Genomic DNA, 13,283 nt, shown 5'->3' with positions numbered 1-13,283 from the left:
GGATTAGTGGGCAACGGGTAGTTTTTACGGCTTATGAAGGGTTACGAGGTAGTATTTTTTGGTGAGTTCCTGCCTTTTTTCGATAAGGTTACCCTGCCAAATTCCCTCCCAAATAGCCAAAAGAAATTTAGGGTTCCAGTTACGTGCGGCGACTTCCGTCATTACGTCCTTTAATGGGAGCATGGCCATCCCTGTTTCGTCGCAAATCAAATAATCGTAATGCTGCCAATCAGGATTTTCCCGGTCCAAGTTGATAAGATGATGGTTCAGACCTAAGCCGATGCGGATTTTACTACCATGATGGGGGTTTCCAATAAATCCGATTTGGCTATTGGGCGGGAGGCCTTTTTCGTTAACCAAATTTTTTACCTGGGCTCCCTGATCGGGGATCGAAAGCGGATAGGAAATAAGGCTTCCGTTAAAAAATACCAGCATAATGGCAATGCTAATATGGGAAACAGCTATGCGATCCCGCGCAAGGGCGGCAAGCACCGCCATAGTCAGCATCATTCCTGCCGCCCAGTGGATGATTAGGTAGGGAGGACTTTGCATTCCCGTGGTCATAAAGAGCCCAACGGAAAGGGCCAAGAAGTTGAGCACGATGAAAAAGACAAGGGTGTACCGCATAGTTTTCCCCGATCGGCACTGGTGTGTAAATACCAGCCAAGTAAATGCGGCGACAGCCAAGGGATATACAGGTAGTAGGTAGCGTTCATAAAAGGTAGACACCACGCCCGTCATAAGCAAAATGGCCACGACCCAACTGGCGGCAAATCCAAAAAAGGAAGGATTTTTAGAAAGGGTTTTGCTCATCGAAGCCTGGTGTTTCCTAGGGAAAAAAAACAGCCATGGAACAAACAACGCGATCATGATTCCGACACCAAAAAGTAGGTGCCGGCTGATTTGCCCAATTCTGCTTCCAACACGTATGCCTACCTGATCATCGAAAAAAGCATCTAGGTATACGGGACCAAATTGGAAAAACATGATCACAAACCAGAATAACCCTATGGCTATGGATACAGTCAGTGCGGGAAAATATAGGAGCCGCTTGATCGGGACTTTGGACCATGGGTTTGCAGCTAGGTAACTAAGCGCTACTGCTCCCAGTGCGACAGCAGGCAGGCCCTTTACGGCAAAACCCAAACCCAAACCGAGGTAGAGAAGCCAAAGCTCAGATTTGGACGTACCGAGTGGTTTTTTTAGCAAGCCAACGATACCGACTGCACTCAACGTAAGAAAGCATACCAACAGGATATCCGGAATGGCTCTTGAGCTACTGAAAATCACAAGCGGTTGGGAAGCTGTGATCCAAGCGGCTATAGCGGCGATTTTTTTATCATCGCTGGCATTTCTCGCAATTAGAAACGTCAGCCCCACCAGGCATGTCCCGGCCAAAAGGAAAAAGATCCGAGAGGAAAATGGGGAAATGCCAAAAATACCAAATCCGGCTAAAACAGACCAGTATGTCAAGATCGGCTTTTTAAAGCGCAATTCGCCATTACCCAAGTAAGTTGTGAAATAGTCTCCGTTTTTTAGCATTTGGATGCTGGCGTCGGTATAATACATCTCGTCGGGGTAGTGGAAGTGATAATTCAACGAGAATGGAGCGATCAGCACGAAAAATGTGGTCATGATGAACCAAGGAGATTCCAGCCAGCTTGTGAAATTGATTTGGGTAGGTTTCAATAGGGACAATCGATTTTTTTTATGCTTCAAAGCTACGCAATTGCGTTGTAATTTGAGCCAACTGAACCAACGAAACACCGCAAGCCAAGCATTACAGGGCGATGAACTATCAGAAATGGTTATTCTAACCTGGAGACTTATACGATTAACGCATAGCATCAATGAGCGCGAGCGCTTGGCGCCATGCGCAATCTCCGGGTTACTGCAAAAAAGAATTTCAATCCTCCTTGCGTTCTGCTTCTTATGCGTAACTTTGTCGCCTGAAATGGACTACCAAAATCCAAGCAATTTGAAACTGATCATCATCAACGGACCAAACCTAAACCTCTTGGGCAAGCGGGAGCCGGAAATTTACGGAAGCCGCACCTTTGAGGAGTTTTTTGCCACGCTGGTTCAAAAATATCCGCAGGTATCATTGGCCTATTTTCAACATAACGTTGAAGGCGAAATCGTCACCAAAATCCACGAAGTGGGTTTTTCATACGATGGGATTCTATTGAATGCCGGGGCCTATACCCATACCTCTGTGGCTATTTCCGATGCGATAGCAGGCGTCACCACTCCAGTAGTGGAAGTACATATTTCCAACATCTACAAGAGAGAGGAGTTTAGGCACAAGAGCATTATCTCCAAAGAATGCGTAGGTATGATCGCAGGCTTAGGGCTGGATGGATACGACCTGGGCATTCAATATTTTCTTTCAAAAAACAAGTAAGCAAGACGCATGGCCAATCTTACATTTGCACCCGGTCCATCCAAGGTATATGATAAGCTTAACAGCTATTTTCAGGATGCATTCCAGCAGGGGATTTTAAGTGCGAATCACCGCAGTGCGGTGTTCATGGACTTATACAGGGAAACGGAACGTCTTTTCAGGGAAAAATTGGATGTTCCCTCAGATTATCGGCTTTTGTTTACATCCAGTGCTACGGAAAACTGGGAAATCATCACGCAATCCATTGTACAGAACCATTCGTTTCATATTTATTCCGGATCTTTTGGTAAAAAGTGGTTTGGATTTGCCCAGCACATCATTCCAGCTACCCAAGCATTTGTCCTGGATAAAGACCGAGAGATTCAGGTCGATGAGCTAACTATTCACGAATCTGCTGACTTGATTGCGATCACTCAAAATGAAACCTCAAATGCCACCCAAGTCCGGAATGAGACGATTGCAGCCTTAGGTGCCCGTTTTCCGGACAAGATGATTGCCGTAGACACCACCTCTTCGATGGCGGGAATTTACTTGGATTTCCGTGCGGCTGACATATGGTACTCTTCGGTACAGAAGTGCTTTGGGATGCCCGCAGGGCTGGGCCTTTTGGTAGTATCTCCGCGTGCAGTGGAGAAAGTGGAGGCAAAAGGGGAGCGCGGACGATACAATAGCTTGAGCTTTATGCTGGAAAATGCGGATAGATACCAGACCCACTATACCCCAAACGTGCTGGCGATTTACCTATTGAACAGGGTGCTTGCAGATAGTCCGCTCATTGCGCAAATCCAGGAAAAGACAGAAGCCCGCATGCAAAAGTTAGAAGCCGTGGTACAAGCCTCTCAATCGCTGGATTTTGTCGTTTCCAACCCAGCGACAAGGAGTAGGACGGTACTGGGGGTTTCCGGCGCGGAATCTTTTATCAAGGAAATTAAGCAAGCGGCAGAAGCTAACGGCATGACCTTAGGAGGTGGATATGGCCCCCTGAAGCCTACCAGTTTTCGAATTGCGAACTTTCCGGCTATTACCGATGAGGAATTCGAAAAGATCGTAAATTTTCTCACGACCTATCCCTAAAGAATCGGAGGGGGAGTGGCCACTTGGCGTGCTTTGGAGGGAATTCATGGATCGTTCTTTTGACCTATGTTTGATTTCAAGGAAATAATATCTGTAACGTTGATTCTTTTTTCGGTGATCGATATTTTGGGTTCTATCCCGATCATCATCAACCTGCGAAAAAAGGTCGGACATATACAGTCGGAAAAAGCTACCATCACCGCGGGGGTGCTTATGGTGTTATTTTTGGTGCTGGGCAAGTCCATTCTGAACCTTTTTGGAATAAGCGTAGAGGATTTTGCCATTGCAGGTGCCCTGATCATCTTTGCCCTAGGGGCAGAGATGATCCTCGGAATCGAAATTTTTAAACCAGATCCCTCGGCTAGTGCTACCAGTACCTCCATCGTTCCCATTGCCTTTCCGTTGATCGCGGGGGCGGGAACCTTGACTACCATTCTGACGCTTAAATCGGAATACACGCAGGCAAATATTGCAATTGGTATCGTTTTAAATTTGGTGATTGTGTATGCTGTATTAAAAAGTACCAATTGGTTAGAGCGTAAGCTTGGGCAGACCGGATTGGATGTGCTTCGTAGGATTTTTGGCATTATCCTATTATCTATTGCGATTAAAATATTCAAATCCAACGTATTTGCCGGATAGCAGGTGCAGGGTTTCTGGTCCGGCTACGGTATCCGTTGTTTTTTCCCTATTTTTGACGAATGATTGTCATATACACGGACGGAGCAGCAAAGGGTAATCCTGGAAACGGGGGCTACGGCGTTGTCCTTCTTTACAAAAATCACCGAAAGGAACTTTCCGAGGGTTTTCGCCTAACCACCAACAACCGCATGGAACTTTTAGCGGTAATCAAGGGGTTAGAGGAACTGAAGGTGACAGGGCTTCCTGTCACCATATTTTCAGATAGCAAATATGTGGTAGATGCCGTGGAGAAAGGCTGGCTTTGGAACTGGCAAAAGAAGGGTTTCAAGGGCAAGAAAAATGTGGATCTTTGGAAGCGTTACATTCCCCTTCACCTGAAATACAAGCCATCCTACCGCTGGGTGAAAGGGCATGCAGGCAATCGAGAAAATGAACGCTGCGATCAGCTGGCGGTAGCCGCTGCCGAAGGACTATCTCTTCAAGTCGACCATGGCTACGAAGCACTGACCTCTGGGGGGATTTTTTAAGTATGGGCGGTTCCGTATTTCAATTTAAACAGTTTACCTTGCACCAGGATCGCTGTGCGATGAAGTTCAGCACAGATACGGCCTTGCTTGGGGCATTGGCAAAGGCTACTGCCCCCCTCCGGATCTTGGATGTGGGTACAGGTACCGGGGCGTTGGCCATTATGCTGGCGCAGCGCTACAAGGAGGCTCAGATAAGCGCCGTAGAGATCGATTCCCATGCCTCGGAGCAAGCCCGATCGAATGCTTTGATGAGCCCTTGGGCTAATCGGATTGAGGTCTTGAATCAGCCTTTCCAGAAGTTTTGTGAAGCAGGTCATGGTTTTTTTGACTTGATCGTAAGTAATCCACCGTATTATGCCTCCCATTTGACTTCTGCGGATAGCAGGAGAAACACGGCCTTGCACCAGCATTCCCTTTCTTTTTTTGAATTGGCGAAAGGAGTCCAGGCCCTGCTTACGGAAAAGGGTTTGTTTTGGATCATCCTTCCTCCTAGGCAAATGGCGGATTTTGAGTTAGTCGCTTCAGGTTTTGGGTTATGGGGGGTAGCTAAGATTCAGGTATACGATCGCGATGGGAAACCGATATTGCGAGAAGTACAAGCTTTTAGTCGCCGACTTAGTGAGGGGAACACGCCACCAGGGACGCTGCTGATCAGGGACAGCGAGGGTCAGTACTCTTTCGCCTACAAGGAACTTCTGCGGCCTTATCTCTTGCATTTTTAGCGGGAAAGGAGATGACCTGGTATCAATGTGTTTTCACTTTACGAAGGTCTATTTCTGTTTTTTCGGTGAAAACAAGCTAACTAGATAAGTGAAATTGAAGATTCTAAAACGGGGAGATAAAAGTACCGGTGGGTTGGTAAAGTATAGCTAGTTGTTTTCTGATTCAGACAGGTTTTTTTGATGGTTTTAGCCAATGAGAATTCCAGCCCAACCATCAAGACGGTAGTGGATCGCAACAAGAAATTGGCTCACCCTATCTGATTAATCCGGCGATGTGTCTTAGGAGAATCCGAATCGGCAATAAAGTTGTATTATCGGTAAATTTTTTGAGGGAATTTCAAAACTTTTTTGTAACTATGCCCATTATCTAATCTTGGAATTTTGATGGCGACTGGTTTTGAAGAAAAGAAGATAAAAGACGCATTCTTGAAGCTTTTTGAATATTGTGAAAGGGAGGATTATAAGGGGTATGATCCTTATGACAGCTTAAATAGTCGATTTTTCAATAAGATTCCAGTTTTGTCAAAGAGTGCTTTGGTTAAACTCGCTTGGACACAGTTTTTTAAGCGATCACCAATCAATCTACGGAAATATGTAGGAATAGACAAAGAATACAACCCTAAAGCCGTTGGGTTGTTCCTTCAGGCTTTTTGCCTGCTTTACAGAATGAACCCCAAACAAGAATATCGCGATAAAATTGTATTTTTTTCTGATTTGTTGCTCGATCTACAGACTCCGGGGTGGTCGGGAAGTTGTTGGGGCTATAATTTTGATTGGCAATCGAGGGCCTTTTTTCAGCCTAAATTTACACCCACTGTCGTAGCTACTACGTTTATTGGGTCGTCGATTTTAGATGCCTATGAGGTTACGCAGGATAAAAAGTACTTAGATGCGATAAGAAGTTCTTGTGATTTTATATTGAATGATCTTAATAGGACATATGATGAAAGTGGAGATTCTTTTTCATTTTCATATTCACCTTTGGATAAAAGTGTAGTTTACAACGCTTCCTTATTAGGTTCAAGACTACTGTCTCGTGTCTATAGTTTTACCAAAGAGAAGGAATTAATCGTGGAAGCCAGAAAGTCGGTTGTGTTTGCATGTAAAAATCAACAGGAAAACGGCGCTTGGTCTTATGGCAGGTATGATTTCCATCAGTGGATTGATAACTTTCACACGGGATATAATCTGGAGTGTATTTCTGATTACTCAAGGTTCACTGGGTCTGATGAGTTTTTGGGGAATCTATCAAAGGGATTTGACTATTACTTGAATACGTTTTTTACCGAGGCAGGAGTACCCAAATACTACAATAATAGTGTCTATCCTATTGATATACATGCACCTACTCAGTTGATCATAACGTTGCACAAGCTTGGTAAATTTCAGGAACACAGGAAATTGGCTGAAAAGGTATTAGGGTGGACGATCGACCACATGCAGTCTCCTGAGGGTTATTTTTATTATCAGATCAATAGGTTTTTTACCTCGAAGATTTCCTATATGAGATGGTCTCAGGCATGGATGTTTTTGGCCTTAATTATTTATGAGTTTGAAAATTTAAAATCAAAAGGCTGATGAAGATCTGGATAGACTTTATTAATACCCCTCAGGTTAGTTTTTTTGAGCCACTCATCGAAGAATTAACTGAAGATGGTCATGAATTCGTTCTGACCTGCAGGGATTCTGCCAATACCGTGCAGCTAGTCAAGCAGAAAGGATGGGCACATCAGATTATTGGAGATCGGGTCGAAAAGTCCCTTTCTAAAAAACTGTTGGCATTTCCTTCCAGAATTGTCAATTTATATTCTTATCTCAAGCGTAAATCTATAGATGCGGCGATTTGTCAAAGCAGTTTTTATCTTCCACTTACTGCAAAGCTACTTGGGATACCTTCCATTTATACCAACGATAACGAGCATGCCGCCGGTAACATTCCCAGCTTTCTTTTTGCAAATAAGATTTTTATTCCGGAAAACTTATCTATTGAGAAAATTAGACGGCAGGGGGCGAGTATGAAACGGACTGTTCAATACCCTGGAATCAAGGAAGGGGTTTATCTTTGGGTAAAGGGTTCAAGAATAATTGCAGAAAGGGTGCAGAGAGCTGGAAATCAAAAGGTAATCTACGTGAGGCCAGAACCGCAGACTGCGCAGTACTATTCTGGAAAGTTAAACTTCATGGATGATTTTTTAATTGATCTAAGCAAAGAATTTAAGGTGACGATTTTGGCTAGGGATCGCGCTCAGATTGAACACTATTCACAGTCGAAATTTAGAGAAATTGATGTTCCACTAAACCCTGTGCCATTTGACGAGGTTGCGGTAAACTGTCTGCTATTTATTGGGGCAGGTGGGTCGATGACCCGGGAAATGAGCATGATAGGAATTCCAACCATTTCGGTTTATCAGGGAGATCTGTTGGATGTAGACAATTTTCTGATAGAAAACGGTTATATGGTTCATCAGCCTTCCATTGACCTAGTTTTTGTGAAAAAAATGCTTGATCGTCTGAGCGAGTCAGGAGGTAATAGTGCGATCCTGATAGAAAAAGGTAAAGCTGCTTACAATTTATTTAAAACTGAATTATTAAATCTTAAGAAATGATAAGAGCTGGAATTGTTGGTTTAGGTAAGATGGGAATCTCCCATTGTGCTATTTTAGGAGCACACCCCCAAGTTGATCTCGTAGCGGTTTGCGACACATCGTCACTGGTTATTGATGGTTTCACCAAGCATAGTACAGTAGCCTGTTTCACAGACTATAAGAAGATGATCGATAATTCAAATCTTCAGTGCATTGTAATAGCGTCACCGACTAAGTACCATTCCGAAATGGTAAACTACGCTTTGGATCATAATCTACACGTTTTTTGTGAGAAGCCTTTTGCGTTGAAGGTAGAGGAAGGTGTTAAACTTTCAGAGAAGGCGGAGTCACTGGGACTTGTGAATCAGGTTGGTTACCATAATCGGTTCTTGGGCACCTTTCAAGAAGTTAAAAGGTTGCTTGGTCAAGATGTACTAGGTGACTTGTATCATTTTTTAGGTGAATCTTACGGGCCGGTTGTCCTTCGGGAAAAAGGAAGTACTTGGAGATCTGAGAAAGGACAAGGAGGTGGGTGTCTATATGATTATGCGTCGCATACGATTGATTTGATTCATTTTTTATGTGGAAGGGGCGTAAAGGTAGGCGGCACCATGTTAAAGAGCATTTTTTCAAAGCAAGTAGAGGACGCTGTGTATAGTACCCTCCTGCTCGAGGGTGGTTTATCAGGTCAGTTATCAGTCAATTGGAGCGACGAGACTCATCGTAAAATGAATACTCAAGTGACTTTACTTGGCAAAAAAGGTAAAATTATCGCCGACGCAACGGAGGTAAAAATTTACCTTAAGGAAGCAAACGAAAAACTAAACCTCCCCAAGGGCTGGACCGTCAAGTACCTTACAGATTTGACTTCTCCGGTAGATTTCTATTTAAGGGGTGAGGAATACAGTTCTCAGATCGATCACTTCATCGAATGTATTCAGGACCGATCCATTAAGAATAAAAGCCCATTTAGAACAGCCTCTTACACAGACGAGGTGATTAACTTATTGATTTCAGATTCAACGATATAATATTATGGATAGAGTATTATTTGGCGATAACCAGTTTTTTGGTGTTAATCATGCTTCTGATGAGAAGTCTCGTGCACAGACGATTCGTTTTCAGGATAACAAGGCGATAATGGATGTTTTAGATATCGCCATAGATGAAGGAATCAATACCTTTATGTGTACCACTCACGATAGGATCGAGTACATATGTGATATTGTGAGGGGCAACCCCAAATATCAGGATTTTAAAATCTATCCCTGTATGCCCTATGCCCACAAGTATGCTAATGCTGTGACCGAACTTGGGATTTTGGGCACGGTCAAGCATTTTGTGCCTGGAAACGTATTTAGTACCTTTGCCAAAGGTGGTTTTGCTTTCGTAAAGAAGGACTTCGCCAGTCTCGTAAAGCTGATGATCGACGCAGAACTGAAGATGTTCAGAGGGATCAATACACCTGTTATATGGATGCAAAATGTAATCACTGATCTGCTGCTGGGTCTTGGGATGGTGGATTTTCTTAAGGTTTTTTATGATCATATAAAAGAAAAACACGAGGCTGAACCTGGATTTATAACCATGAATCTCCCTCTTTTACTTGATACGCTGGAAAAGGCAGGTATAAAGAATCCTACGATTTGTGCCTCTATCAATAGCATAGGCTTTAGAATGTCCGGCGGAAAGGAGCGTTACGAGGAGGTGATAGCGCAAAAAAGGTGTAACTTAGTTGCCATGCAGGTTCTGGCAGCAGGGGCTATTCCACCAAAGGAGGCATTTCAATATGTATGCGGATTATCTGGGGTTGATTCGATTTTGTTTGGGGCATCTTCACGGGGTAATATCAGACAGTCAAAGCAGTTAATAGATTCTTTCAGCGGGACACCCGTTTGAAAGCGTTAGCAGCTCACGGAAGAGTTTAACCAATTTCCTGCCAAGTGTAAAAACGTTACCAGGTGATCGGTAAAAGATTGAGTCTGATATCCACGCTTTTATTTTACATTTGCGAAATGAATCAGGCGCAAGCTTCTCCTATATTCACATTTGGCGGGTTTTTCAAAATCATTCGGCCCAATAACTTGCTCATGGTTGCCTTTGTGCAGCTCATGACGGCCTATTTTTTAGTAGGGGAGACACCCGATGGACTTCCGGTTTTGCAGGATTTCAAGCTCTATCTCCTGGTGGTTTCCACGGTGATCCTCACTGCCTCTGGGTATATGATAAATGACTACTACGACGTTAAAATCGACTACGTGAACCGACCGCATGAAGTCGTCGTAGGTAGGGGGATGAAACGCCGTATGGTGATGACCTTGCATACGGTCATGAATTTCGTGGGGATTTCCTTGGGAGCCCTGGTTGCTCCCAGAGTGGGATTGGTGACATTTGTAGCGGCATTTATGCTTTGGCTATACAGCAATTCCCTCAAGCGGCTGCCGTTTGTAGGCAATTTAACGGTTGCCGGATTGACCGCCTTGTCTGTCTGGATTATTGGATTCTATTATCAACGATCCGAGATGATTATTTTTGCCTATGCTATTTTTGCCTTCTTCATCAATCTTATTCGTGAAATCATAAAAGACATCGAAGACCGACAGGGAGACCGAAAGCATGGATGTAAGACGCTTCCCATCGTTATTGGGTTTCGTGGTACCAAGCGGGTGATCTTTGGCATTGCCTTAATTTTTGTCATGGCGATTTTGGCGGTAACTTTCCGGATTGGTGATCCAGCACTCCTTTTGTACTTCGGTGTGTTGGGCGTGTTCTTCGTTTTTTTCTTAAGCCGCATCTATCAGGCAGACCGAAAGATACACTTCACACAACTGAGCCGATTTGCCAAATACCTGATGTTGATCGGTGCGATCAGTATGGTATTTGTGTGATACATCGTTTGTTAAATTCGAAAAAGACGCTTTTTAAAATTGATTTTTTAACATTTTCCGTACTTTTACTTCCCAACCTTAATTTCCTCACAAATTGAAGAAAATCGCCATATTAGCATCGGGAAATGGCACCAACGCCGAAGCCATCATTACCCATTTTGAATCTGTGCCCCACGCAAAGGTGGTTTTGATTGGATCAAATAAAGAAACCGCCTACGTCTTGCAAAGGGCAAAAAATCACCAAATTCAATCCTTTACTTTTTCAAAAAAGGAGCTGGAGAACGGGTCTGTGAAAGCACTATTACTGGTAAAAAACATTGATCTGCTGGTGTTGGCGGGATTTATGATGAAGGTGCCTGAGGATATGATTCAGGCTTTTCCAAAAAGCATTGTGAATATACATCCGGCGTTGCTTCCCAAATTCGGAGGCAAGGGCATGTATGGCATGCGTGTGCATGAGGCGGTAAAGGCTGCCGGAGAAAAAGAAACAGGCATAACCATTCACTGGGTGAACGAGCACTACGATGAAGGGGAGATCATTCTACAGGAAAAAGTAGCCCTATCGGAAACCGATACCGCTGAGCAAATTGCAGAAAAGGTGCATCAATTGGAATATAAATACTATCCGAAAGTGATAGAAAGCCTGATTTAATCAACTGATTTCCGTACCTTTGCGCCCTTAATGCAATTCATCAGCAAAAATTAATCCATAAATACAGCGTCATGGCCGTCAAGAAAATCAAATCAGCATTAATTTCGGTATTTTATAAAGATAATCTTGAACCCATCATTTCCTTATTGAAGAAATATGGAGTCAAAATATATTCCACAGGCGGTACTCAAAAGTTTATTGAAGAGCAGGGTGCGTCAGTGGTGCCCGTGGAGGAACTCACCGGGTATCCGTCTATTTTTGGAGGCCGGGTTAAGACCCTCCATCCAAAGGTATTTGGAGGGATTTTACATCGCCGTGACGCCTCGGGAGATGTTTCCCAGGCAGCTGAATTTGGCATACCAGAGATTGATTTGGTGATCGTAGACCTGTATCCGTTTGAAGAGACCGTGGCTTCGGGAGCGGATGAAGCTGACGTGATCGAGAAGATTGACATTGGAGGCATTTCGCTGATTAGAGCTGCCGCTAAAAACTTCAAGGATGTGGTAATAGTCGCTTCCAAGAATCAATATGGCGAGTTGCAGAAGGTATTAGAGGAACATGATGGGGGCACTACGTTGGAGAATAGAAGGCGTTTTGCCGCACAGGCCTTCAACGTGTCTTCCCATTACGATACCCATATTTTCCATTACTTTAACAAAGCGGAGGAGATTCCAGCGCTTAAAATCAGTGAGGGACACGCTACTCCGCTGAGATATGGCGAAAATCCCCATCAAAAGGCAGCGTTCTACGGAAAATTGACAGATCTATTTGACCAGCTTAATGGAAAGGAATTGTCATTCAATAACTTGGTGGATGTGGACGCTGCGGTATCTTTGATAGAAGAGTTTGAAGGAGAAACCGCATTTGCCATTCTAAAGCATACCAATGCTTGTGGCGTAGCCGTGGCGCCTACGGTGGCAGCGGCTTATGAGATGGCTTTTGCAGCGGATACAATTTCCGCATTTGGCGGGGTGCTAGTGACTAATCAGCCGGTGGATCTTGCGGCGGCTGAGGCCATGAAAGGCTTGTTCTTTGAGGTGTTGATTGCCCCTGAATTTGAAGATGAAGCCCTGGAGTTGCTGAAAGCGAAAAAGAACCGGATTTTGTTAAAGCAGAAGATCCGACTCTCAGGAACAGATCAGGTGAAGACGCTATTGAACGGCTTTGTTGTACAGGATAGGGATTTGCGTACGGAAGGAAAGCAAGACTTCAGAGTGGTCACGAAGGTGGCACCTTCCGAGGCGGAGATGGATGCCCTAGCGTTTGCATTGAAGGTGTGTAAACACACCAAATCGAACACCATTGTGCTGAGCAATCACAACCAGCTTTTTGCCAGCGGAGTGGGACAAACATCCCGAGTAGATGCGTTGCGGCAGGCTATAGAGAAAGCCAGCTCGTTTGGGTTTGACCTAAAGGGTGCCGTGATGGCTTCAGATGCCTTTTTCCCTTTTCCAGATTGCGTGGAAATCGCCGATCAGGCTGGCATTACAGCCGTGGTGCAGCCGGGTGGATCCATTAAGGACCAAGACAGCATTGATTACTGTGACGCACACGGAATGAGCATGGTGATGACCGGTGTGCGGCATTTCAAACACTAAATACCCCAATTCCTATTGGGGTGAAAGTACCGGGGTTGCAGAAATCAGCCTGTAGTGAATTCTGCAACCCTACAACCGGTGCGCGTTTCCAATGTAGCCAATAAGTAAGGACATAATTTTGTCCTTTTTTGCGTTATAAAGAAACGAATAGTACTAACTTTATCGCATTAAACGAACCGATTACTAAGAGA

General features: G+C 44.2%; 13 protein-coding genes. 12 read left to right on the top strand and 1 reads right to left on the bottom strand.

The window, feature by feature from the left end; translation table 11 throughout:
* Positions 1 to 24: 24 nt before the first annotated feature.
* On the bottom strand, positions 25 to 1,719 hold the full coding sequence (locus tag IAQ59_RS04150) for a phospholipid carrier-dependent glycosyltransferase (protein WP_209329532.1): 1,695 nt from the start codon (positions 1,717 to 1,719) through the stop codon (positions 25 to 27).
* 259 nt (positions 1,720 to 1,978) lie between these two features.
* On the opposite strand from IAQ59_RS04150, the gene aroQ reads away from it, so the two are divergent.
* From aroQ to purH, 12 genes are all read left to right on the top strand, one after another.
* The gene (gene aroQ, locus IAQ59_RS04145) at positions 1,979 to 2,404 is read left to right on the top strand and encodes a type II 3-dehydroquinate dehydratase (protein WP_209329531.1); all 426 of its coding nucleotides are present in this window, start codon (positions 1,979 to 1,981) and stop codon (positions 2,402 to 2,404) included.
* A gap of 9 nt (positions 2,405 to 2,413) precedes the next feature.
* Positions 2,414 to 3,478: an aminotransferase class V-fold PLP-dependent enzyme gene (locus IAQ59_RS04140; protein WP_209329530.1), complete on the top strand. Its 1,065-nt coding sequence runs from the start codon at positions 2,414 to 2,416 to the stop codon at positions 3,476 to 3,478.
* 66 nt (positions 3,479 to 3,544) lie between these two features.
* The gene (locus IAQ59_RS04135; RefSeq protein ID WP_209329529.1) at positions 3,545 to 4,120 is read left to right on the top strand and encodes a MarC family protein; all 576 of its coding nucleotides are present in this window, start codon (positions 3,545 to 3,547) and stop codon (positions 4,118 to 4,120) included.
* Between the two features lie 59 nt (positions 4,121 to 4,179).
* Positions 4,180 to 4,647, top strand: a complete 468-nt coding sequence (gene rnhA, locus IAQ59_RS04130) for a ribonuclease HI (protein ID WP_209329528.1) — start codon at positions 4,180 to 4,182, stop codon at positions 4,645 to 4,647.
* Between the two features lie 2 nt (positions 4,648 to 4,649).
* Positions 4,650 to 5,369, top strand: coding sequence for a tRNA1(Val) (adenine(37)-N6)-methyltransferase (locus IAQ59_RS04125; protein WP_280866790.1), 720 nt, complete (start codon positions 4,650 to 4,652; stop codon positions 5,367 to 5,369).
* A gap of 384 nt (positions 5,370 to 5,753) precedes the next feature.
* Entirely contained in the window at positions 5,754 to 6,947 is a 1,194-nt protein-coding gene (locus tag IAQ59_RS04120) for a prenyltransferase/squalene oxidase repeat-containing protein (protein ID WP_209329526.1), read from the top strand.
* A complete protein-coding gene (locus IAQ59_RS04115; protein WP_209329525.1) occupies positions 6,947 to 7,975 on the top strand; it encodes a DUF354 domain-containing protein in 1,029 nt (342 codons plus the stop codon). Before IAQ59_RS04120 ends, IAQ59_RS04115 begins: the two co-directional genes overlap by 1 nt.
* Positions 7,972 to 8,985, top strand: a complete 1,014-nt coding sequence (locus IAQ59_RS04110) for a Gfo/Idh/MocA family protein (RefSeq protein WP_209329524.1) — start codon at positions 7,972 to 7,974, stop codon at positions 8,983 to 8,985. The genes IAQ59_RS04115 and IAQ59_RS04110 overlap by 4 nt, the downstream gene beginning before the upstream one ends.
* A gap of 4 nt (positions 8,986 to 8,989) precedes the next feature.
* On the top strand, positions 8,990 to 9,853 hold the full coding sequence (locus tag IAQ59_RS04105; protein WP_209329523.1) for a hypothetical protein: 864 nt from the start codon (positions 8,990 to 8,992) through the stop codon (positions 9,851 to 9,853).
* 116 nt (positions 9,854 to 9,969) lie between these two features.
* Positions 9,970 to 10,842, top strand: a complete 873-nt coding sequence (locus IAQ59_RS04100; protein WP_209329783.1) for a geranylgeranylglycerol-phosphate geranylgeranyltransferase — start codon at positions 9,970 to 9,972, stop codon at positions 10,840 to 10,842.
* A gap of 94 nt (positions 10,843 to 10,936) precedes the next feature.
* Positions 10,937 to 11,494, top strand: a complete 558-nt coding sequence (gene purN / locus IAQ59_RS04095; protein WP_209329522.1) for a phosphoribosylglycinamide formyltransferase — start codon at positions 10,937 to 10,939, stop codon at positions 11,492 to 11,494.
* Positions 11,495 to 11,565: 71 nt separating this feature from the next.
* Positions 11,566 to 13,092 carry a bifunctional phosphoribosylaminoimidazolecarboxamide formyltransferase/IMP cyclohydrolase gene (gene purH, locus IAQ59_RS04090; protein ID WP_209329521.1) on the top strand — a complete coding sequence of 509 codons (1,527 nt, stop codon included), beginning with the start codon at positions 11,566 to 11,568 and terminating at the stop codon, positions 13,090 to 13,092.
* Positions 13,093 to 13,283 lie beyond the last annotated feature (191 nt).

This window comes from Lunatimonas salinarum (assembly GCF_017811155.1).
Taxonomy (GTDB): Bacteria; Bacteroidota; Bacteroidia; order Cytophagales; family Cyclobacteriaceae; genus Lunatimonas; species Lunatimonas salinarum.
This window is presented reverse-complemented; position numbering and strand designations above follow the sequence as displayed.